General features: G+C 72.3%; 16 protein-coding genes. 12 read left to right on the top strand and 4 right to left on the bottom strand.

Annotation, left to right across the window (positions count from 1 at the left end):
* Positions 1-35 precede the first annotated feature (35 nt).
* The 5 genes from AC07DO_RS00255 (at position 36) to AC07DO_RS00235 (ending at position 8,128) form a co-directional block, all read left to right on the top strand.
* A complete protein-coding gene (locus AC07DO_RS00255; RefSeq protein WP_479055989.1) occupies positions 36-3,548 on the top strand; it encodes a bifunctional glycosyltransferase/CDP-glycerol:glycerophosphate glycerophosphotransferase in 3,513 nt (1,170 codons plus the stop codon).
* Positions 3,545-5,119: a hypothetical protein gene (locus AC07DO_RS00250; protein ID WP_479055988.1), complete on the top strand. Its 1,575-nt coding sequence runs from the start codon at positions 3,545-3,547 to the stop codon at positions 5,117-5,119. Before AC07DO_RS00255 ends, AC07DO_RS00250 begins: the two co-directional genes overlap by 4 nt.
* A gap of 114 nt (positions 5,120-5,233) precedes the next feature.
* Positions 5,234-6,826: a glycosyltransferase family 2 protein gene (locus tag AC07DO_RS00245; protein ID WP_479057473.1), complete on the top strand. Its 1,593-nt coding sequence runs from the start codon at positions 5,234-5,236 to the stop codon at positions 6,824-6,826.
* A gap of 86 nt (positions 6,827-6,912) precedes the next feature.
* Positions 6,913-7,920 carry a UDP-glucose 4-epimerase GalE gene (galE, locus tag AC07DO_RS00240; protein ID WP_479055986.1) on the top strand — a complete coding sequence of 336 codons (1,008 nt, stop codon included), beginning with the start codon at positions 6,913-6,915 and terminating at the stop codon, positions 7,918-7,920.
* A 37-nt stretch (positions 7,921-7,957) separates the two neighbouring features.
* Entirely contained in the window at positions 7,958-8,128 is a 171-nt protein-coding gene (locus tag AC07DO_RS00235; protein WP_479055985.1) for a hypothetical protein, read from the top strand.
* A gap of 61 nt (positions 8,129-8,189) precedes the next feature.
* Here the strand turns inward: AC07DO_RS00235 and AC07DO_RS00230 are convergent, their stop codons facing one another.
* Positions 8,190-8,810 (bottom strand): TetR/AcrR family transcriptional regulator, encoded by a 621-nt coding sequence (locus AC07DO_RS00230; protein WP_479055984.1) that lies wholly within the window; start codon positions 8,808-8,810, stop codon positions 8,190-8,192.
* A 128-nt stretch (positions 8,811-8,938) separates the two neighbouring features.
* On the opposite strand from AC07DO_RS00230, the gene AC07DO_RS00225 reads away from it, so the two are divergent.
* The 7 genes from AC07DO_RS00225 (at position 8,939) to AC07DO_RS00195 (ending at position 19,315) form a co-directional block, all read left to right on the top strand.
* Complete coding sequence (locus AC07DO_RS00225) at positions 8,939-9,868, top strand: ABC transporter permease (RefSeq protein WP_479055982.1); 930 nt, start codon at positions 8,939-8,941, stop codon at positions 9,866-9,868.
* Positions 9,861-10,664 (top strand): ABC transporter ATP-binding protein, encoded by an 804-nt coding sequence (locus tag AC07DO_RS00220; protein ID WP_479055981.1) that lies wholly within the window; start codon positions 9,861-9,863, stop codon positions 10,662-10,664. Before AC07DO_RS00225 ends, AC07DO_RS00220 begins: the two co-directional genes overlap by 8 nt.
* A gap of 102 nt (positions 10,665-10,766) precedes the next feature.
* Positions 10,767-14,453 (top strand): bifunctional glycosyltransferase/CDP-glycerol:glycerophosphate glycerophosphotransferase, encoded by a 3,687-nt coding sequence (locus AC07DO_RS00215; protein WP_479055980.1) that lies wholly within the window; start codon positions 10,767-10,769, stop codon positions 14,451-14,453.
* Positions 14,450-16,729 (top strand): CDP-glycerol glycerophosphotransferase family protein, encoded by a 2,280-nt coding sequence (locus AC07DO_RS00210; RefSeq protein WP_479055978.1) that lies wholly within the window; start codon positions 14,450-14,452, stop codon positions 16,727-16,729. Before AC07DO_RS00215 ends, AC07DO_RS00210 begins: the two co-directional genes overlap by 4 nt.
* Positions 16,726-18,432, top strand: coding sequence for a glycosyltransferase family 2 protein (locus tag AC07DO_RS00205; protein ID WP_479055976.1), 1,707 nt, complete (start codon positions 16,726-16,728; stop codon positions 18,430-18,432). Before AC07DO_RS00210 ends, AC07DO_RS00205 begins: the two co-directional genes overlap by 4 nt.
* 112 nt (positions 18,433-18,544) lie before the next feature.
* Positions 18,545-18,970, top strand: a complete 426-nt coding sequence (locus AC07DO_RS00200) for a hypothetical protein (RefSeq protein ID WP_479055975.1) — start codon at positions 18,545-18,547, stop codon at positions 18,968-18,970.
* 3 nt (positions 18,971-18,973) lie between these two features.
* On the top strand, positions 18,974-19,315 hold the full coding sequence (locus AC07DO_RS00195; RefSeq protein WP_479055974.1) for a transcriptional regulator: 342 nt from the start codon (positions 18,974-18,976) through the stop codon (positions 19,313-19,315).
* A gap of 49 nt (positions 19,316-19,364) precedes the next feature.
* Here the strand turns inward: AC07DO_RS00195 and AC07DO_RS00190 are convergent, their stop codons facing one another.
* From AC07DO_RS00190 to AC07DO_RS00180, 3 genes are all read right to left on the bottom strand, one after another.
* On the bottom strand, positions 19,365-19,991 hold the full coding sequence (locus tag AC07DO_RS00190) for a hypothetical protein (RefSeq protein WP_479055973.1): 627 nt from the start codon (positions 19,989-19,991) through the stop codon (positions 19,365-19,367).
* A gap of 265 nt (positions 19,992-20,256) precedes the next feature.
* Positions 20,257-21,483 carry a sensor histidine kinase gene (locus tag AC07DO_RS00185; protein ID WP_479055972.1) on the bottom strand — a complete coding sequence of 409 codons (1,227 nt, stop codon included), beginning with the start codon at positions 21,481-21,483 and terminating at the stop codon, positions 20,257-20,259.
* Between the two features lies 1 nt (position 21,484).
* Positions 21,485-22,108 (bottom strand): response regulator, encoded by a 624-nt coding sequence (locus AC07DO_RS00180; RefSeq protein ID WP_479055971.1) that lies wholly within the window; start codon positions 22,106-22,108, stop codon positions 21,485-21,487.
* Positions 22,109-22,239 lie beyond the last annotated feature (131 nt).

Here is a 22,239-nt window from a genome sequence, read left to right as displayed (position 1 = left end):
TATATATGCCCTGTCCCCATGAAAGGCCGGTTCGCGTGCAGCCCCGTCTCAGCGTCGTCGTACCCATCTACAACGTCGAGGAGTTTCTGGAGGAGTGCCTGGAGTCGATCGCCGGGCAGACCATGGACGGCCCCGGCGGGCACGGCGGGCCCGAGGCGCGCGGCGGCCTGGAGTGCATCCTCGTCGACGACGGCTCGACGGACGGCAGCCCGCGCATCGCCCGCGAGTACGCCGCCAAGGACCCCCGCTTCGTCTACGTCCGCCAGCGCAACGCCGGACTGAGCGCCGCCCGCAACACCGGTGTGCGCAAGGCGTCCCCCACCGCCGAGTTCCTGACCTTCGTCGACAGCGACGACGTCGTGCCGCACGACGCGTACGGACGGATGATCGCCAGCCTGGACGCCACCGGCTCCGACTTCGCGACCGGCAACGTGTGGCGGCTCAACGAACGCGGCCGCTCGCAAGCCTGGCAGTACAAGTGGCTAACCGAGCCGCGCACCCGCACCCACATCGGGCGCGACCTGGACCTGCTCTCGGACCGCGTCGCCTGGAACAAGGTGTTCCGCCGCGCGTTCTGGGACCGGCACCGCTTCACCTTCCCCGAGGGCAAGCTCTACGAGGACACCCCCGTGATGATCCCGGCGCACTTCCTCGCCGGATCCGTGGACGTGCTCAGCGACCACGTCTACTACTGGCGGGTCCGCGAGGGCTCGATCACCCGGCGCCGCACCGACGTCAAGGGCGTGCGCGACCGGATCGCGGCCTGCGCCCACGTCAGCGGGTTCCTCGCCCGGCACGCGCCGGAGATGAAGAAGACGTACGACGCGTCCTGCCTGCGCGACGACTTCGTGTACTTCCTCGAAGGGCTGCCGATGGGCGGCCCCGAGTACCGCACGGCGTTCCTCACCGACACCGCCGCGTTCCTGCGCCGCGCCGACCCGGCCGTCCTCGCCGAGCTCCCCGTCGACCTGCGCGTCAAATGGCAGCTCGTCCGCGAGGCACGCACCGCGGAACTCATCGAACTCCTCGCCTTCGAGAGGGCCAACGGCACCGCCTTCCACGTACGCGGGAAGGTGCGCCGCCGCGCCGCCTACCCCGGGGTGGGCGCCCTGCCCGAGAAGGTCGCACGCATCGGACGCGGCGAACTGCCCACCGTGGCGCGGATGACCGAGGCGCGGTGGGACGCCGGCGGAAAGCTGCGGATCACCGGATACGCGTACGTGCGCAACATGGAGGCGACCCGGCCCGGGCACTCCGTGAAGGCCGGACTCCTCAAGGCGGCGCACAGCAAGGGGAGGTTCCGCCGCGTCCCGACGCGGACGATCGCCGCGCCGCAGGCCACCGAGAAGTCCCGGCAGCGCCTGCACTGCTACGACCTGTCCGGCTTCGAGATGACGGTCGACCCCGAGCAGCTGCGGACCGGCGGCCGCTGGCAGCCCGGCAACTGGCTGTTCGGCCTGGTCGTCGCGGGCCACGGCACGGTGCGCAGAACCGCGCTGCGGGCCGCGGAGGGCGCGTCGGCGCAGTCCGTGGTGCGCGAGCTCGACGACGGGCTGCGGCTCGTCCTCGGGTTCAGCAAGGGCCGCCTCGTGCTGCGGATCCAGGAGTACGCGGCGCGCGTGGACGCCCACCGGCTCGACGGGGACGACGTGGTGCTGTCCGGCACCCTGCCGGGGCGCGCACGGCCCACCGCCCTGCGCCTCACCCACGCCGCCACGAGGACGGACTTCGACTACCCCGTCCGGCACACCGGCGACCGCTTCGAGGTCCGCGTCCGGCTCGCCGACCTGGAGGACGTGGCGCCCACCCCGCACCTCGCGCCCAAGGAGGTCGAGCCGCCGCACGGCGACCGCTGGCAGGCCAACCTCGTCCTGCCCGACGGCACGCTGAAGTCCCTGGCCGCCACGCTCGACCTGCCCCCGGGGCGGTACGCATCGCGCGCGGGCCGCGAACTCTGCGCCACCGCCAACGACCAGGGGCGCCTGGTCGTCGAGCTGACCCGACAGCCCGTCGCGGACCGCGTCACGTGGGGCGCGGACGGCACGCTCACCGTGGAGGGCCCAGTGACCGCGGCCAGCTGGCACGAGCCCGAGCTGGTACTGCGGCACAGCGGCCGCGACGAGGAACTGACCGTACCGACGGAGCTGGACGGCGACCGGTTCCGGGCGGTGGTCGCGCCGGGGGGAGGGGTGCTGCGGGAGGGGCGGTGGTACGCGTTCCTGAGGGACGCGGCGGGCGGGCGGGGCTCTGACGGAGGGGACGGGTCCGCTCGGGCCGAGGACGGCGTTCCCGTGCGGCTGCTCGCCTCCGCCTCCACCACGCTGCCCCTGCACCACACCGTCCAGGGGCGGGAGTTCACCGCCGACCGGCGGTTCGGCGACCGGCTGTTCGTCGAGGCCGGGTCCGTGCTTTCGCGGTCCGAGCGCGGCGCGTACCGGCGGCACAGACTCCGCACCGTCCACTACCCCAGCCGCCGCCAACTCCCCCTGCTCGACACCGTCCTGTACTTCGACGGGGACTCACCGCGCGCCGTCCACGAGGAGCTGGTGCGGCGCGGCGCCGGCGTCGAGCACCTGTGGGTCACGCACGACCAGCAGACCCACGTCCCGCCCGGCACGAAGGGCGTCGAGGAGCACAGCGCCGACTGGTACGACGCGCTGGCCCGCTGCCGCCGCATCGTCACGGCGGGCCACCTCCCCGACTTCTTCGAGCGCCGCGAGGGCCAGACCGTCGTACAGACCTGGAACGGCGCCCCGCTCAAGCGCATCGGCACCGACCTGACCGACACCCTCTACGCCGACCACGGCCACCTCGACGCGTTGCCGAAGCTGTCCCGCCAGTGGGACGTCCTCGTCTCGCCGAATCGCTTCTCCACCCCCCACCTGGGCCGCGCCCTCGCCTACGAGGGCGAGGTCATGGAGGCGGGATCGCCCCGCAACGACGTGCTGTTCACCGAGGACCGCGACAGGGTCGCCGAGCGGGTCCGCGACGAGCTCGGCATCGCGCCGGACAAGCGGATCGTGCTGTACGCGCCGACGTACCGGGACCATCTCGCCTACTCCCCCGGCCGGTTCCGCTACGAGCCCGCGCTCGACTTCCGCGCCGCCGAGTCCGTACTCGGCGACGACCACGTGCTGCTCGTGCGCAAGCATCCGCTGACGTCGGGGCGGCTGCCGGGCGCCCGCGCCCCGTTCGTGCGCGACGTGTCGGCGCACCCGCGGGCCGCCGAACTCCTGCTGCTCGCCGACGTCCTGGTGACGGACTACTCCTCGCTGATGTTCGACTTCGCGCACACCGGACGGCCGATGCTGTTCCACGCCTACGACCTGGAGCACTACCGCGACACCGTCCGCGGCTTCTACCTCGACTTCGAGACGCGCGCCCCCGGCCCGCTGCTCGCCTCCACCCACGAGCTCGTCGAGGCGCTGCGCGACCTGGACGCGATCACGTCCCGGCACGCGGAGGCCTACGCGGCGTTCCGTGAGGCCTACTGCGACCTGGACGACGGGCGGGCCGCGGCCCGCGTGGCCGAGAGGCTCATGCGGTGAGCGGGGCGCTGCTCACGCGCCGGGCCTTCCACGGCGCGACGGCGCTCGGCGGCGGCGGACGCCGTCGCCCCACCCCGTACCTGGTCTTCGGCGGGCTGTTCTGGCTGGTGATGTCGCTGGCGTTCTGGCGGATCCCGATGTGCTGCGACTTCGGCCAGCACGCGGCGGTCGTCGAGCGCCTGAAGGAGAACCTCCTCCACCCCGCGCACCCGATGGCGGACCTGCCGGGCGAGGGCAGCGCGTACTACTCACCGTACGCCGTCGCGCAGGGCCTGTTCGCGAAGGTCACCGGCCTCGCCGGCCGGCAGGTCGTGAAGCTCGCGGGGCCGCTGAACCTCCTCGTCCTGCTGACCGGCATCGGCCGCTTCGTCCGCGTCCTGACGCCCCGCCCGTGGGCGCCGGTCCTCGCGTTGTTCGCGATGGTGCTGCTCTGGGGCACCCGGATGGCGTGGTGGAGCGGCTACCTGGGGCTGATGTCGATGACGGGGAACCTCGGGTACCCGTCGACGTTCGCGATCGGCCTGACGTTCTGGGCGTGGGCGTGGGCGGGCACGCTGACCCGCGAGGTGCGGAGCGGCCGGTGGCCGTACGTGGGGCTCGGCGCGCTGTGCGGCCTGATCCTGCTCGTCCACCCCATCTCGTCGGTGGGCGCGGTGATCGGGGTCGTCGCGTTCGCGGCTTCGGGGCGTGCGGTGGGACGCCGGGCGTGGTGCTGGGCGGCAACCGCCGTGACGGCCGCGGTGATCGGCGCGGTCTGGCCGTACTACAGCGTCTTCTCCCTCGTCGGTGACGCGTCCGTCGACTGGATCCACCGCCAGCTGTACACCGAGATGCCCCAGCGCTTCTGGCTCGCCCTGCTCGGCCTGCCCGCCCTGTGGCTGCGCTTCCGCAGGGACCGCAGGGACCCCCTGGTCCTGATGTTCGCCCTGGACTGCGCCGTCGTCGCGTACGGCTGGGTCAGCGGCCACTACACGTACGGCCGCATCCTCGGCCTGACCCTGGTCCCCCTGCAGTTCGCGCTGGCCATCGAGCTCGCGGCGCCGCGCGCCTGGGGGTGGCGGCGCGGCGCGCTCGCCGGGGCGGCGGCGCTCGGGGCGTGCGTCGGGTTCTTCCAGATCCAGGCGGGCGCCGTCGTGCCGCGCGCCCTGGACCCCATCGGCTTCGACCAGCCGCCGCGCTGGCCGGGATACGGGTGGGCGGTCGGCCACATGCGCCGGGGCGACGTCGTCCTGACCAACGGCTACTACCCCACCCGCTCCGTGCCCGGCTACGGCGCCAACCTCGTCGCCCCCGCCTGGCCCGACGCCTCGCTCGACGAGGACGTGCGCAATCGGCGCCTGGCCGCCGTGCGCACCTACCTCGACCCCGGGTCGACGATCGCCGAGCGCTCGGCGATCGTCCGCCGCTACGACGTGCGGTGGCTGCTGCTCTCCCGTGACCAGCGGGTTCCGTCCGAGGCCGTGGTCATGGGATGGAGTCCGCGTACGGGCGAGGTGCTCGCGCGGGTGGGCGGTCCGAGAGGTGCGCATCGGGACGGGTCCACGCCCACGAATGCCCCTCTAATCGGATAAGTGCCAGCAACCCCTAAAATTTCCCCTGTGGACCGCATCCTGCCTCACCCGAGTGCCCAGAACACCCGTGTCACGAACCCGTCCGGCGCCGACGTCTCCGTCGTCTCGGTCGTCGTGATCGGCTACAACGACGCGGCCCACCTCGCGGACGCCGTGCGCTCCGCGCTCGCCCAGGGCCCCGCCGTCCACGAGGTGATCGCCGTCGACGACTGTTCGACGGACGGCAGCGCGGAGATCCTGGCCGGGCTCGCGGCCGACGACCCGCGCCTGCGTGTGATCCGCAGGGAGACCAACAGCGGCGGCTGCGGCACGCCCCGCAACGACGGGATCGACGCCGCCGCGGCGCCGTACCTGATGTTCCTCGACAGCGACGACGTACTGCCGCCCGGCGCGGTCGACGCGCTGCTCGCCGCCGCGCGCAGGCACGGCGCGGAGGTCGCCTCGGGGCTCTGCGTGCGCCGCGAGCTGCCCTCGGGGCGCGAGGTGCCCTGGCAGCCGGAGATCTACCGCAAGGCGCAGCTCGTCGCACGCCCCGAGCTCCGCCCGCGCCTCGTCCACGACACGCTCTGCGTCAACAAGCTCTACCGCACGGCCTTCCTGCGCGAGCACGGCATCCGCTTCCCCGAAGGCCGCTTCGTCTACGAGGACTTCGTCTTCACCGCGCGCGTGCTGGCCGCCGCACCGCGCATCACCCTCGTGCCCGACACGGTCTACGTCTGGCACGTGCGCCGCGCCGCCGCCAAGCTGTCGATCTCCCTGGACCGCTCCGACATCGCCAACTGGGAAGCCCGCATAGAGGCACACCGCCAGTCCGTCGAGATCCTGCGGGACGCGCACGGCACCGGCGGCAAGCGGCTCGCGCGGGCGGCCCGCGCCAAGTTCGTCGACCACAGCCTGCGCATGTACACACGGGAACTCACCGCGCGCGGCAAGGAGTACCGGCGCGAGTGGTGGGGCCTCACGCGCGCGTACCTGGCGACGTTCGACGCCGCCGACCTCGACGCGGCGCCCGCGCCGGGACGGGTCATCGCCCGCGTGGTCCTCGCCTCCGAGGAGCCCCGGGACCTGCCCCGCCTCAACCAGGTCGCGGCCCGCCCGGCCCGCCTCGCGCCGCCGTACCCGAGGGCGGCCGCGGGCACGCCCGTCTGGGCCACGGACCTCCCCCAGGTCACCCTGGAGCACCTGCTCGTGCGGCCGGTGCGGCTGCTGCCCCTCGCGGTCGACGGCGAGCTGCGCCCGTCCGCCGGCGGGTCACGGCTGACGCTGCGGCTGCACGAGCTGTACGGGCGGGTGGCGGACGCGGGACCCGCCACGGTCGACGTCGAGCTGGTGCACCGGCAGACGGGGGTGCCCGGGATGCGCAGGACGGCGGCGTTCGCCTCCGAGCGGCCCGGCGAGACGTGGACCGCGACGCTCCTCCTGGACCTCGCCTCACTGGACACCGCCGTGTGGGACCTCCGGCTCCGGCTCCTCTTCGAGGACGGCACGGCGCGCGACTCGACCGCGCACGCCGTCGCCGGGCCCGGGCTGCTGCGCAGGACGGTGGTGCCGAGCAGGCGGCGCGGGGTCCTGCTCGTCCAGCCGTACGCCACGCAGGCGGGGAACCTGTCGGTGCGGCTCGCCCCCGGCGTGCGGGGCGTCGCGGGGGTCGCGAAACGCCGCCTGACCAGGGTCGTGCGCTCCGTGCGGGGCGCCGCGGGCCGCTGACACGCGCCGAACGGGGCCTCTGCGACACTGCACTCCACGCACACGCACACACGCACACACTCGCGACAAGACGGGACAAGACGACCATGACCTGGCTGATCACCGGCGGCGCCGGATACATCGGGGCGCACGTCGTCCGCGCCATGACGGAGGCGGGCGAGCGGGCCGTGGTCTACGACGACCTGTCCACCGGTATCGCCGAGCGCGTCCCCGCCGGGGTGCCGCTGGTGACCGGCTCGGTCCTCGACGGCGACCGGCTGATCCGCACGTTCGCGGAGCACGGGGTCACCGGCATCGTGCACTTGGCGGGCAAGAAGCAGGTCGGCGAATCGGTGGAACGCCCGCTGCACTACTACCACGAGAACGTGGAGGGCCTGCGGGTCCTCCTGGAGGCCGTGACCGCGTCGGACGACGTGGCCCACTTCGTCTTCTCGTCCTCCGCCTCCGTCTACGGCATGCCCGACGTCGACCTCGTCACCGAGGACACGCCGTGCCTGCCGATGAGCCCGTACGGCGAGACGAAGCTGGCGGGCGAGTGGCTGGTCCGCGCGGTGGGCCGCGCGCACGGCTTGACGACGGCGTCCCTGCGCTACTTCAACGTGGCGGGCGCGGCCTCGGCGGACCTCGCCGACACGGGCGTCTTCAACCTGGTCCCGATGGTCTTCGAGAAGCTCACCGCCGGTGAGGCCCCGCGCATCTTCGGCGCGGACTACGCGACGCCGGACGGCACGTGCGTACGGGACTACATCCACGTCGTCGACATCGCCGAGGCCCACGTGGCCACGGCCCGCGCACTCACCTCCGCCGCACCCGGCACGGATCTCACCCTCAACATCGGCCGCGGCGAGGGCGTGTCGGTCCGCGAGATGACGACCCTCATCAACGAGGTCACCGGCCACACCACCCCCGCCGAGGTCACCCCCCGCCGCCCCGGCGACCCGGCCCGCGTGGTCGCCTCCGCGGACCGCATCGCCACCGAACTCGGCTGGTCCGCGAAGCGCGACGTACGCGACATGATCGCGTCGGCGTGGGCGGGCTGGGTCCGCAGGCACCCGGAAGCCGGGACGGGAGCCACCGGGCAGACTGGTCCGTAGATCAACTTCTATGACCGGCAAAGGAAGACCTTCCCGCATGAAGACCACCCTCTGGCTCGTCCTGCTCCTCGCGCTCGCCGCGAACATCGCCGGCCTCTTCGTCGCCGACGGCCTCCGGCAAGCCCTCATCAGCGTGCCCACCGGACTGATCGCCCTGGCGGCCGGCATCGCGCTGGCCCTCACGTCCCGCAGGCGTCGCGCCGTTTAGAGCCTGCCCTCTGAAGCGGTGCGGGCGGCAGCGTCCGCGGCGGGTGTGATCCGACGCCCCCTCACAAGGCCCGCAGCCCCGCCGCCGTAGCCGCCGCGAGCCTCCCCAGGTAGCCCTTGGGGAGATCGGCCCGCACGACCACGGAACGCCAGTAGAGCGGCCCCGACACCAGGTCGAGGGCCAGCTCCTCGTCGACCCCGTCCCGCAGCTCGCCCCGCTCGACCGCCGCCCGCACAATGCCGCTGGCCACGCCGTACTGGCCTTCGCGCAGCGCCTTCTGGAGCGCCTCCGCGATCTCGGGGTTGCGGGCCGCCTCCGCCTGGAGGTCGGGGATGATCTGCGAGGCGACGGGGTGGCGCAGGGCGCGCGAGGTGACCTCGTACAGCAGGCGCAGGTCCCCCTCCAGCGACCCGGTGTCCGGTGCCGGGAGCCCCTGGACCGCTATCGCCGACACCAGGTCGAGCACCAGGTGCAGCTTCGAGCGCCACCGGCGGTAGACCGCCGTCTTGCCGACGCCCGCACGGCGCGCGATGCCCTCGATCGACATGCGCGCGTAGCCGACGGAGGCCAGTTCCCCGAAGACCGCGTCGCGGATCGCCTCGGTCACGTCCTCGCGCAGCACGGCGGCCCCGGCGGGGGCGCGGCGGCGCGGTTGTTCACCCTGTGGCCTGCTCGTCGTCATACGGACAGCATAAAGCGTGACGACGATACGGTTGCGTTCCGACGTGCCGACGTCCTACTCTCGGCGTTGCGACGATACGGGCCCGTCCCGACGTACGCCTCCAGCCTCCCCGAGCGAAAGCAACGGACGTGAGCCAGGCCCTCGACACACCGTCCCGCGCGGCGCACCCTGCCGACCCGACACCCTCCCCCACCGACCCCGCCGACCTCGCCGCCCTCCACGGCCTGACCGTCAGCGGCGCCCGCCCCTCCCTGCCCGCCTACGTGCGCCAGCTGTGGCAGCGCCGTCACTTCATCACCGCCTTCGCGACGGCCAAGCTGACGGCCCAGTACAGCCAGGCCAAGCTCGGCCAGGTCTGGCAGGTGATGACCCCGCTCCTGAACGCGGCGGTCTACTACTTCATCTTCGGCGTGCTGATGAACACCAAGCGCGACGTGGAGGACTACGTCCCGTTCCTGGTCACCGGGGTCTTCGTCTTCACCTTCACCCAGCAGTCCGTGATGGCGGGGACCCGCGCGATCTCCGGCAGCCTCGGCCTGGTGCGCGCCCTGCACTTCCCGCGCGCCTCACTGCCGATCTCGTACTGCCTGCAACAGCTCCAGCAGCTGCTGTTCTCCATGTGCGCGCTCTTCGTGATCCTGCTCTGCTTCGGCGTCCCGCCCACCCCCTCCTGGCTCCTGGTGGTCCCGGTCCTCGCGCTGCAGTTCACGTTCAACACCGGCCTCGCGCTCGTCATGGCGCGACTCGGCAGCAGGACGCCGGACATCGCGCAGCTGATGCCGTTCGTGCTGCGGACCTGGATGTACGTGTCCGGGGTGATGTGGAGCATCGACGCTGTCCTCAAGGACCAGCGTCTGCCGCACGCCATGCAGGTCCTCCTGGAATCCAACCCGGCGGCCGTGTACATCGACCTCATGAGGTTCGCGCTGATCGACAGCTTCCAGCGCGACCAGCTCCCGCACCACGTGTGGGCCTGGGCCCTGGGCTGGGCCCTGCTCGCCGGCGTCGGCGGGTTCATCTACTTCTGGAAGGCAGAGGAGACGTACGGCCGTGGCTGACACCTCCCCGGAGCTGGACCGAGCTCCCACCGTCATCGTCGACGCCGTCGACATCGTCTACCGCGTGCACGGCACCGGCGCGGGCCGCGGCACCGCCACCGCCGCACTCAACCGGATCATCGGCGGCCGCAAGAAGACCGAGGCACGGGCCGGCGTACGCAAGGTGCACGCCGTGAAGAAGGTGTCGTTCACCGCGTACAAGGGCGAGGCCATCGGCCTGATCGGCACGAATGGTTCCGGGAAGTCGACGCTGCTCAAGGCCGTCGCGGGGCTCCTGCCCGTCGAGCACGGCCGTATCTTCACCCACGGCCAGCCGTCCCTCCTGGGCGTGAACGCGGCGATGATGAACGACCTGACGGGCGAGCGCAACGTACGCCTCGGCGGGCTCGCGATGGGCATGAGCCGCGAGCAGGTCCGGGAGCGCTACGACGACATCGTCGAGTTCTCCGGCATCAACGAGAAGGGCGACTTCATCACGCTCCCGATGCGCACGTACTCCTCCGGCATGGCCGCCCGCCTGCGGTTCTCCATCGCGGCCGCCAAGGACCACGACGTCCTGCTCATCGACGAGGCGCTCGCCACCGGCGACCGCTCCTTCCAGAAGCGCTCGGAGTCCCGCATCCGCGAGCTGCGCAAGCGCGCGGGCACGGTCTTCCTGGTCAGCCACAACAACAAGTCGATCCGTGACACCTGCGACCGCGTGCTGTGGCTGGAGCGCGGTGAGCTGCGCATGGACGGGCCGACGGCGGAGGTCCTGAAGGAGTACGAGAGCTTCACGGGCGGCGGCAAGGGCTGACCGGGAGAGGTACCCGGCCGAGCCGCACAGGACTATCCCTTTTGTCGCATCAATACGCAGATCCTTACACTATGGGAGCGTTTAGCAACAGAAGGAGTACGCGTGCAGCCACGGCTGAGTGTTGTCGTCCCCGTCTACAACGTCGAGCTCTACCTCGACGAGTGCCTGGAGTCCCTGGCCGCCCAGACGTTCCAGGACTTCGAAGTGATCATGGTCGACGACGGGTCGACGGACGGCAGCGCCGCCATCGCCGAGGCCTTCGCGGCGGCGGATCCGCGGTTCCGCCTGATATCCCAGGAGAACAAGGGCCTGGGGGCGGCGCGCAACACGGGCGTACGGGAGATGTCCCCCGACAGCGAGTACCTCGCGTTCGTGGACAGCGACGACACGCTGCCCGCCACGGCGTACGCGCTGCTGATCGAGACGCTCGACGAGACGGGCTCGGACTTCGCGGCGGGCAACGTGACCCGGTTCCGCTCCGCGGGCCACGTCCAGTCGCCCGTCCACCGCGTGCCCTTCGCCGCGACCCGGCTCCGCACCCACGTGTCGAAGTTCCGGCCGCTGCTCACCGACCGCACCGCGTGGAACAAGGTCTACCGCCGCACCTTCTGGGAACGGCACTCGTTCGCGTACCCGGAAGCCATGCTCTACGAGGACGCGCCCGTCAGCGTCCCCGCGCACTACCTCGCCGAGTCCGTGGACGTCCTGAGCGAGCCGATCTACAACTGGCGCGAGCGTGAGATCGGCGAACGGTCCATCACGCAGAACCGCACCAACCCGCAGGGCCTGGTCGACCGCGTGAAGTCGATCCGCATGGTCCGCGAGTTCATGCTCGCCCGCGTCGGCGACGACCCGATGTACGCCGAGCACCTGAAGGTGTACGACAACAACGCGCTCGCCGAGGAGATCCCCCTCTTCTGGAAGGTGCTCCCCGGCTCGGACGCCGCCTACCAGGAAGCGTTCCTGGAGCACGTGGGCCGCCTGGTCCGCGAGATCGGGCAGGACGCGGTGCGCGCGCTGCACGTGCCGCACAAGCTGAAGCTGTACCTGACCGTGCACCGGCGCATGGACGAGCTGATCGCCCTGCTGGAGTTCGAGAAGGAGCACCCCGGCTCGATCCCCGTCTCCGGCACGCTGCACCCCAAGGCCGACTATCCCTTCCTCGACCCGGCCGCCCCCGTCCCGGACGCCGTCCTCCGCCTCGACCAGGAGCTGCGCCTGCGCAGCCGCCTCGACGAGGCCGCCTGGCACGACGGCAAGCTGTGGCTGTCCGGCTGGGCGTTCGCGCGCCAGCTCGGCGCCGAGTCGCGGAGCAAGGCGCTGAAGTCGCTCATCCTGAAGGAGAAGGGCAGCCGCCGCACGGTCCTGGTGCCCGCGCGCAGCCACCTCGACCCGGAGGCGACGGTGGCCTCCGGAGCCGAGTTCCGGCACGCCGACTGGGCGGGCTTCGGCGCGCTGGTGAACCCGTCGCGGCTGCGGCACCGCGGCACGTGGGTGGACGGCGTCTGGTACGTGCGGGTCGCCGTGGCCGGCACGGGGTCGACGCCGCGGCGCGGTCCGCTGTACGGGGCCGGCACGGGGTCCGGGCAGACGCCGCCCGCGCACTGGGTGACCGAGGACGTGCGGGTGGCCCCGCAGATCCAGGACGGTGAGCTGGCGATCCGCGTGGAGACGGCGCACGCGCGCGCCCTGGAGGTCCGCGCGGAGGGCCCCCACCTCGTCGTCCGCGGCATCCTGCGCACGGCCCCCGAGGGCACGGCCTGCCTGCGCCTGCGCATGCGCGAGTCCGGCACGATCCTGACGGCCCCCCTGGACCTCGGCGCCCCGCGCGAGGGCCGCGTCCCCTTCACGGCCCACCTCGACACGGCGGCCCTGACGGACGTCCGCGTCAACCACGAACGCCTCCGCCCCACCCAGGCGGAACGCTCGATAGCCCGCTGGGACATGTCGGTGGAGATCACCCCGACGACCGCAAACGACCAGGCCGCAGCCGCTTCCGCTGTGGGCAGGCGTGCCGCAGGGCGGCACGGGTGGGCACAGCCCACGGTGCAGGGTGACGCGACCGAGGCTCCGGTCAAGACGACCCGTCTCGCCCTCATCCTGGACGACAGGGAAGGCTTCTCGGGCGCCCAGTTCGCGCAGGCGGACACCGCCCGTACCGTCTACGCCCGCCGCAGCCCCGGCGGTTACCTCCAGCTCTGCGACCAGCCCGTCCAGCCCCTGGTCGACCACGTCTCCGTCCACCCGGACGGAAGCGTCGAGCTCACCGGCAGCTACCCCGCGCGGGGTGAGCACGCCCTGGAGCTCGTGCTCCGCCAGACCTGGTCGGGCCACGAGTACACGTTCCCGGCGAAGGCGGAGGACGGCCGGTTCGAGGCGCGCTTCGTACCCGCCCCCACCCACCGCCACGCAGGAGAGACCCCGCTCCGAGCGGGATTCTGGTGGCCCTCGGTCCAGAAGCCGGACGGCTCCCGCACCGCCGTCCAGCTCGCCCCGCCCGTCCACGGCGACCTCCCCCTGGAGGTGAAGGCGCACGGCAAGCGCGTCGAGCTGCAGGCCCGCCAGTACGACCAGCTCGCCCTGATGGCCCACTCCGAACTGCGCCCCGAGGAACGCAGCCGCCACCGCCAGACGCGCCTGCGCACGGAGGCCTACCCGGCCGCCCGCCACGAGCCGCTGCGCGAGGCCGTCCTGTACGACGTCTTCGGCGGCCGCATGTACGGCGACTCGCCGCGCGCCATCCACGAGGAGATGGTCCGCCGCGCCCTGCCCGTCGACCACCTGTGGGTCGTCAAGGACGGCCAGTGCGACGTCCCGCCCACCGCGAAGGCCGTCCGCGTGCACAGCCCCGAGTACTACGAGGCGATGGCCCGTTCCCGCTACATCGTCGGCAACACGCACTTCCCCCGCTGGCTGGAGCGGCGCGAGGGCCAGCAGATCGTCCAGACCTGGCACGGCACCCCGCTGAAGCGCATCGGGTTCGACTTCGACAACGACCACTTCGCGAGCACCCAGTACCTCCAGGACCTGGACCGCGAGCGCCACCAGTGGACGATGCTGCTCTCCCCGAACAAGTTCAGCACCCCGATCATGCGCAGCGCGTTCCGGTTCGGCGGCGACGTGGGCGGTGAGCTCCTGGAGGCCGGCTACCCCCGCAACGACGTGCTGCTCGCCCCCGACCGGGCCAAGCGCGCCGACAAGGTGCGGCGCGCGCTCGGCCTGCCCGAGGGCAAGAAGGTCGTCCTGTACGCGCCGACGTGGCGCGAGGACAAGCAGCGCCACCGCGGGGGCTTCCTGCTCGACCTGCGCGTCGACCTGGCGAAGGCGCGGGCCGAGCTGGGCGACGACCACGTCCTCCTCGTCCGGCCGCACGCGCACATCGTGGAGCCGGTGCCGGGCGCGGGCGACGGTTTCGTGTGGGACGTCGCGAGTTACCCGGACATCATGGATCTGCTCCTGATCGCCGACGTCCTCGTCACCGACTACTCCTCGGTGATGTTCGACTTCGCGGTGACGGGGCGTCCGATGCTGTTCTTCACGTACGACCTGGAGCATTACCGGGACCGGCTGCGCGGCTTCTACTTCGACTTCGAGAAGCGCGCGCCGGGACCGCTGGTCCCCACCTCCGACGAGCTGATCGCCGCGCTGAAGGACCTCGACGCGACGAGTGCGCCGTACGCCGACGCGTACGACGCGTTCCGCGCCGAGTTCTGCGACCTGGACGACGGCGGGGCCGCGGCCCGCGTCGTCGACCGGATGCTCGCCCACCGGGGGGCGACCACCGCATGAGCACACGGAAGGGGGGCACCGCCGTGCCCGAGCAGGGTGGAGAGACAGGACCGGCGCAGGGTGAGAGCGCAGGACCCGAGCTGAGCGTCGTCGTCCACGGCCGCAACGTCCAGGGTCACCTCGGCGCCTGTCTGGACGCTCTCGCCGCGCAGGCGTCGCCCGGCGTCGAGGTGATCGTCGCCGCGGTCGGCGCCTCCGCGCAGGCCGCCGCCGCGGACCGGCCGGGCGTCACCGTCGTCCCGCTGCCCGAGGACACGGGCGACGGCGATGCCCGCACCGCGGGCGCCGAGCGGGCGGGCGGCCGCTGGCTGCACTTCGTGCACAGCAAGGACAGCGTGCCGACGGGCGCCCCGCGTGCCGTCGCCGACCGCGCCGCGGACCTGCCGGACGGCGTGGACGTCCTGTGCGTCGACCACGTCCGCTCCACCTGGCGGCACCAGGGCATGCCGAGCCCCGACGGCAAGCACCTCGCCAAGCAGGGCCGCCGCGACCTGCCGCTCGCGGACTGCCCGAACCTCCTGAAGGTCACCCCTCTGCTCGGCAACCGCGTGCTGCGCGCCGACTTCTGGCGTGCGCACCGCGCCGAACTGGCGGTGGACGACGAGACGTTCGCCGCGTACGCCGCGCTGCTCCTCGCCGACCGCGTCGCGACGCTCGACCAAGTGGCGCTGAACGTACGGGAGTTGCGTGCCGAGAGCCTTCCGAAGGGAGCGCCCGAGGAACGGTTCGGCGTCATCGGGCGCTACGAGTCACTGCTGGGCCTCGCCGCCGACCGCGGCCTGCCCACCGCGCCGCGCGCCGCGCTCTACGACGTGATGGTCGGCGACTGTCTGCGCGTCGTGGCCCGCGAGCAGCTGCCGGACCCGGTCCGCAGGGAGTTCTTCCACCGCGCGTCGAAGGCCGCCGTCGCCTGGCGCCCCGAGGGGCACCAGCACCCCGGCGGCCTGGAGGGCGTGCGGCGCCGCCTCCTCGAGGAGGACGCGTACACGAAGTACCGCACGTTCCAGACGGCTAACCAACAGCGGCGCAAGCTGCGGTCGGCGGTCGTCTCGCGCAAGCACAAGGTGGGCGTGAAGGTCCGCGACCTGCGCTACCGCAGGGCGCTGGAGCGGCCCGTCGACCCGAACCTCGCCGTGTTCACGGCGTACTGGGACCGCGGTGTGGCCTGCAACCCGGCCGCGGTCGCCGCGAAGCTCGCCGAACTCGCCCCGCGCATCCACGCGGTGTGGGTCGTCTCGGCGGCGAACGTACCGCTGCTGCCGCCCGGCACCGACCACGTCGTGCCCGGCACGCGCCGCTATTGGGAGGTGATGGCGCGCGCCAAGTACCTGGTGAACAACGCCAACTTCCCCAACGCGATCGTGAAGCGCCCGGACGCGGTCCACCTCCAGACGCACCACGGCACGCCCCTGAAGCGCATGGGCCTCGACCAGCTCGACTACCCGGCCGCTGCGAAGGGACTCAACTTCCACGACCTGCTGGCCCGCGTCGACCGCTGGGACTACAGCGTCTCCTCCAATCGCCACTCCACGGAGATGTGGGAGCGCGCCTACCCCTCGCACTACACCTCGCTGGACTACGGCTATCCGCGCAACGACGTGTACTACAGCGCGACCGCCGCCGACATCCGCGCGATCCGCGAGAAGCTGGGCATCGCGCCGGGCAAGCGGGCGATCCTGTACGCGCCCACCCACCGCGACTACGAGGCGGCCTGGACCCCGCGCCTCGACCTCGCGACCCTCGCCGACCGCCTCGGCGAGGACACCGTCCTGCTCGTGCGCGGCCACTACTTCTACGGCGGCGCCGCGTCCCCGCTGGCCGGCCTGCGCAAGAGCGGCCGGGTCATCGACGTGTCGTCGTACGACCCCGTGGAGGAGCTCGCGCTCGCGGCGGACGCGCTGATCACGGACTACTCGTCGATCATGTTCGACTACGCCAACCTCGACCGCCCGATCGTCATCTACGCCGACGACTGGGAGACGTACGCGACGACGCGCGGCGTGTACTTCGACCTGATGGCGGAGGCGCCGGGCAAGGTGGCGCGCACGCAGGAGGAGCTGACGGCGCTGCTCACCTCCGACGCGTGGCGCGACGAGTCGGCCGCGAAGGCGCGGCGCGCGTTCCGGCACCGCTTCTGCGAGTACGACGACGGGCGCGCGGCCGAACGGGTCGTACGCCGTGTCTTCCTCGGCGAGAGCGAGGAGTCCCTGCCGCCCGTCACCCCGGTCGACGAGCGCACCCCGGCACCGACGCCCGAGGAGGCGACGACCCGATGACCCCGATACCCGCGACTCCGGACGTGACGGTCACGACTCCCGACGTCACCGTGACGGTGATCGTCTACAACGACGCGGAACGCCTCCCGCGCGCCGTCGCCTCGCTGCGCCGCCAGACGCACGCGAACATCGAGGTCATCATCAGCGACGACCACTCGACGGACAACACTCCTGAGGTGGCACGGCAGTTGGCAGCGGAGGACGACCGCGTCAGCTACCTCCGCCTGCCCGAGAACAGCGGCGGTTGCAGCGCGCCCCGCAACCGTGCCCTCGAGATCGCGCGCGCCCCGTTCCTGATGTTCCTGGACAGCGACGACGAACTGCCGGAACGGGCGGTGGAGTTGCTTCTCGCCGCCCATCACGAACGGGACGTGGACTTCGTGATGGGGGCGGTGGAGCGGGTACGGGTCGACACGGGCCGCACCTCCACGTGGATGCCGCACCTGGTCGCCGAGCGGCGCACGGTCGAGGGCATCGAGGCGGAACCGGCCCTGTTCTTCGAGCACCTGTCGACGAGCAAGATGTACCGGAAGTCCTTCCTGGACCGGAACGACCTCCGCTTCCCGGAGGGCATCCACTACGAGGACCAGCTGTTCTCGGCGCAGGCGTACTGCCTCGCGAAGGCGTTCACGGTCATCCCCGACCCCGTCTACCGCTGGTACATCGCGCCCTACGAGGCGGCGGAGTCCGCGTCGATCTCGAACCAGCGCCACAAGCTGACGAACGTACGCGACCGCATCCACGTCCAGCGCCTCATAGACGCGTTCCTGGTCTCGAGCGGGCACGAGGCCGTGCGGGAGGCGAAGGACTACAAGTTCCTGAAGCACGACTTCCGGATGTACGCGGGTGACCTGCCCTTCCGGGACGAGGAGTGGCTGACGGGCTTCGCGGAGATCGTGAACCCGTACCTGGCGGAGCTGGCCCCCGGAGCGTACGCACGGCTGCCCCGGGCCGAACGGGTCGTCCTCCGACTCGTACAGGACGGCCGCCTGGCGGAGGCGCAACTGGCGGCGCGAGGTCTGGGCCACGGAGTCGCACCCCGCGAAACGACGATGGACTCCGCGGGCCACGTCTACTGGGGCCCGTACGTCCCCGAGTCCGCGGCCTCCCGCACGGAGCTCGACGTCACGGACCTGGGCCTGGACTCCCGCCCCTTCGCGAGCGCGCAGTTCCGCCACGAGATCACGCGCGTGGAGCGGGGCCCCGCGGCCACGGTCGTCCTGTCGGTCCGCACCTATGACCCGGGCCTGCGCCTCCCCGTGGGCCCCCAGGTGGCCACGCTCCTGCTCGCCCCCGGCCGGCGCCGCATGAAGACACCGTTCCGCCTGGACCCGGTCCGCCCCGGCGTCTTCGAGGGCACGGTCCGCCTGGACCTGGCGGCGGCCCCGCTCCCCCTCAACGGCTTCGCGGGCACGCGCCACCCGGTCCTCCAGCTGACATCGGGCCAACTCCGCAACACGGCCCTGCTCCTGGCGCCCCTCACGTTCCCCACGCTCAGGGCCCGCGTCGACTACCGCGGCGGCGTACTCCCCCACGAGGTCACGGTGGAACCGGAGGGCCGCGCCTCGGGCCGCCTCCAGCTCCGCTGGACCCCGGTGGGCGTCACATCGAAGGTCATACGCCCCCTGGCCCGCAAGGCGGGCGCGAAGGCGGGCTCGCGGGTCCGCCGGGCGGCACGGCTGGCGGCGAGCCTGGCGCGTTGATCCTGACCTGAGCGTGGCCTCGCGGAGGGTGTGAACCGCCGCCCCGCGAGGCCGCGCCTGGCATCACGCCAACCAGTTGCGCTTTGTGCAAGTAGATGGAAAAGTTGCAGGCATGATGCACGACGAGCCCCGCACCGACCCCGCCGACCAGCTGGCGGTGATCAACTCCGCCCCCGACCTCTCGCGTCCCGCGTCCGTCGGCGAACGCGTCACCGGCGTCATCACGCTCGTGGCGCTGTACGGGGGCCTTGTCGTCAGCCTGGAGAGCGACCTGCCCCCCGTGGCGGGCGCCGCCGTGTTCGTCGCGGCCACGCTGCTCCTGCTCACCTGGAACGGACACCATGACGGGGCGGCCAGGCGGCGCCCCCACACCAAGGTGGAGATGGCCGTCCGGTTCTGCGGAGTCGTCTTCCTCTGCATGCCGGGCGCCGAGCTGATCTTCGGCGAGGGGTCCGACTCCCTCACCGGCCACTTGATCTCGGCCGCGCTGCCCACCGCCGCGGCCGCGGTCTACTTCCTCCTGCGCTGGAGGCGGTGAGAAGTGACCGACGACACGGCGGCGAGGCCGCCCCGGGAGGCCCTGGCCAACCTCATCCACTCCCCGAACCGGCTGGCCATCATCGCGGTGCTCAACCGGGTCCAGCACGTCGCGTTCGCCGAACTGCGCGACAGCCTGCACCTGACGACGCCCGAACTCTCCCGGCAGATCGCGATCCTGGAGAAGGAGGGGATGGTGGAGGTGGCCAAGCTGCGGATCAAGCGTGTTCCCGTCACCCACGTCCGCCTCTCCGACTCCGGGCGCGAGCGGTTCACTGCCTATCTGGCCGATCTGCGCGCCATCGTGGAGGGCGGCGGCGAAAAGGGAGGCAGGGGCGAGGACTGACGGATCGCCCGTCAACCCCCGCCCCCCTGCTCAGCTCGTCAGGTCACCATCAGGCGGCCGGCGCGAAGGACGCCGCGTCGCGGCCCGCGAAGGAGACTGGCGTGAAGCCCTCCGGACCCTCCTGCGCGCCGGGCTTCTGCGGGGCGGCCCAGATGCAGCCGATGGCAGCCACCGCAAGTGCGGTGGCCATCCCCGCGACGCCGCCCTTGCCCGCGATCTTGATGCCGCGCTTGGCCGCCTCCTTCAGGCCGATCTCGGCGACCTTGCGCCAGTTCTTCTTCTCGATGTGGTGCTTGACCTTGTCCACGACGCCCTGCACGCCGCCGAGGCCGACCGCGGCCATCAGGCACGACGCGTAGGAGCGCTGCACGCCCTCCGGGGTGTCCAGCTCACCGTCCGGAAAGTAGACGCTCAGCGCGTCGGCGAGTTCGGCGCCGAACTTCGCCTTGGTGGCCTCGTAGTCGAACTTGCCGTCGGCGTCGAGGTGTTCCCCCTTGTCGAGAGCCTCCAGGTAGTGGGCGAGCTCGTCGATCTGGGCCTCGGTGACCTGCTCTGCGCGGACGGACCCGCGGTCCGTGGCGTCGGTCGCGAAGGCCTGCGACACGCCCGTGACGCCGACGGACAGGGCCACGAGTCCGGAAACGGTCGCGGCGCCGATGCGCGTACGCTTGTTCATCTGTGCATGCTCCCTTGGGTGTCAGTGCGCGAAGGGGCGAAGTCGTGGCGATGCCCGGCCTGCGAAACCTTGGTCTCGCCCGGCTCCCCCCTGGGCACAGCTGATCCGGCCGCCTGGTCACGGCCACCGGATGACTGATGTGAACGCCCCCTCCCGCGACCTTGGTCCAGACCTTGGGCGGGGCGGCATGAACGTATCGCCCCCAAAGGGGCACACCCAAGCGCCTTATGTCCCCTTTTCCAGCTACATCGGCTTTTGGTCCGGTTCATTCAGACAGGTGGCGGGGGGAATCCAGCGCTCCGCCGGGTGGCGGGGGTGGGCGGCGGGCCGAGGGCGGGTCGAGGAAGGGGAGTTCGGCCCGGACGGTGAAGCCGCCGTCGGCCGTGCGACCCGTGCGCACCGAACCTCCCAGGAGGGCCGCCCGTTCCCGCAGGCCGGTCAGACCGTGGCCGGGCGACGTGCGGCGGCCGCGCTCCGGTGGCGCGGACCACGCGCCGCCGCTCGCCGGGCCGTTGGTGACCTCGACCGTCAGCGTGCCGACTGCCGCACCGCCGGAGACGACGACGCCGACGGGGCTGCCGGGCGCGTGCTTGGCCGCGTTGGTCAGGCACTCCTGCACGGTCCGGAAGACGGCGAGCTCCGTCTCCGGCGACGGCGGCGGTGACATCGCCAAGAGGTACTCGGTGTGCACCAAAACGCCGCTGGCCGCCACGAGGGCCGGCAAATCGGCGAGCCCCGGCGCCCGCCCTGGGCCGTGCGGCGCCCGGCCGTCCCCTACCGCCCGCCCTCCCGGGGCCGGGGCGCGCAGGACCCCCAGCATGTCCCGGAGTTCGTCGAGCGTCCTGCTGCTCAGCTCCCCGATACGTTCCCCGGCCCCGCGGGCCTCGTCGTCCCGCGAAGTCAGCGCGAGCACGCCCGCCTCCATGGCGATCAGGTTCACCTGGTGCGAGACCACGTCGTGCATCTCCCGGGCCACCCGCGCCCGTTCGGCGACGATGGCGCGCTCGGCCGCCTGCGCGCGCTCCTGCTCCCGGACCGCGTTCAGCTCCACCAGACGTTCGGCCAGCTCGCGCCGGGTGCGGGCCAGCCTGCCCAGCACGGTCGGGCCGACGCTGAACAGCGCGGGACCCAGCGCGGCCGTGGCCCACTCGTGGGCGCTCCACGCGCGCGCCTCGGCGTGGGAGGAGGGGGCGGCGGCCGCCAGGAACATCGCCGTGGCGCAGCCGTAGGTCAGGGCACGGCCGGGCAGGGCGGCAGCGGTGGTCCCCAGGGCGAACATCGGCGCCAGCCACAGGTAGCCGCTCGCGGCCGCGGGGATCGTGGCGAGCGCGACCGGCAGGGGCCACCGTCGGCGTACGGCGAGTGCCGCCACGGCCAGCAGGTAGGAGGCCGTGACCGCGGGCCCGACTCCGTCGGGGACGGTCACCAGCTCTGCCGCGGCCACCGCGACGACCCCGGCGTCCACCGCCCGGGGCGGGAGTCGGAACCTCACGTCAGCCCGCCGAGCGCGCCAGTACCGCGGCCTGGATCCGGTTGCTCGCGCCGAGTTTGGCGAGCACCGAGCTGACGTGGTCCTTCACCGTGGAACGGCTCAGGAGCAGCCGCTCGGCGATCTGGGCATTGGTCATCCCGGTGGCGAGCAGGTCCAGTACGTCGCGCTCACGGCCGGTCAGCGCGACGGGCAGCGGGGCGCTGGGGGAGGCCGCCCGGCGCGAGGGGTCCGGCACCGCGCGCAGTGAGCGCATGACCCGCGCGGACAGCGCGCTCCCGCCCGCGGCGAGCAGCAGCACGCCCGGTACGAGTTCCCGGGCCGCGGCGTCCTTGAGGAAGAACCCCGCGGCGCCCGCGGCCAGCGCGTCGGCCACGTTCCCGTCCGTCCCGAACCCCGTCAGCATGGCCACCACGGGCGGGGCCTCGAGGCGGCGCAGGCCGCGCAGGACGCTCAGGCCGTCGAGGTCCGGCATCTGGATGTCGACGAGCGCGACGTCGGGCCGGTGGAGCGCCGCCTGTTCCAGGGCGTCGGCGCCGTCGCACACCGTGGGGACGGTGATGCTCCCGGAGCTCTCCAGGATGCGCTGGAGGCCGTATCGCAGCAGCTTGTCATCGTCGACGACCATGACACTCACAGGATGCACGGCCGAATCGCTCCCCAAAACCCAGGCAAAAGTTGCGATAGGCACCATATCTGACGGGTCGGGAGTCTCTGGGGGTACCTGGGGTCATGGTGTCAAGCCGCCGTATGGACACC

Source organism: Streptomyces sp. NPDC045678 (assembly GCF_056432085.1).
The sequence above is the reverse complement of the archived record's forward strand: the minus strand, read 5'-3'. Positions and strand labels throughout refer to the sequence as shown.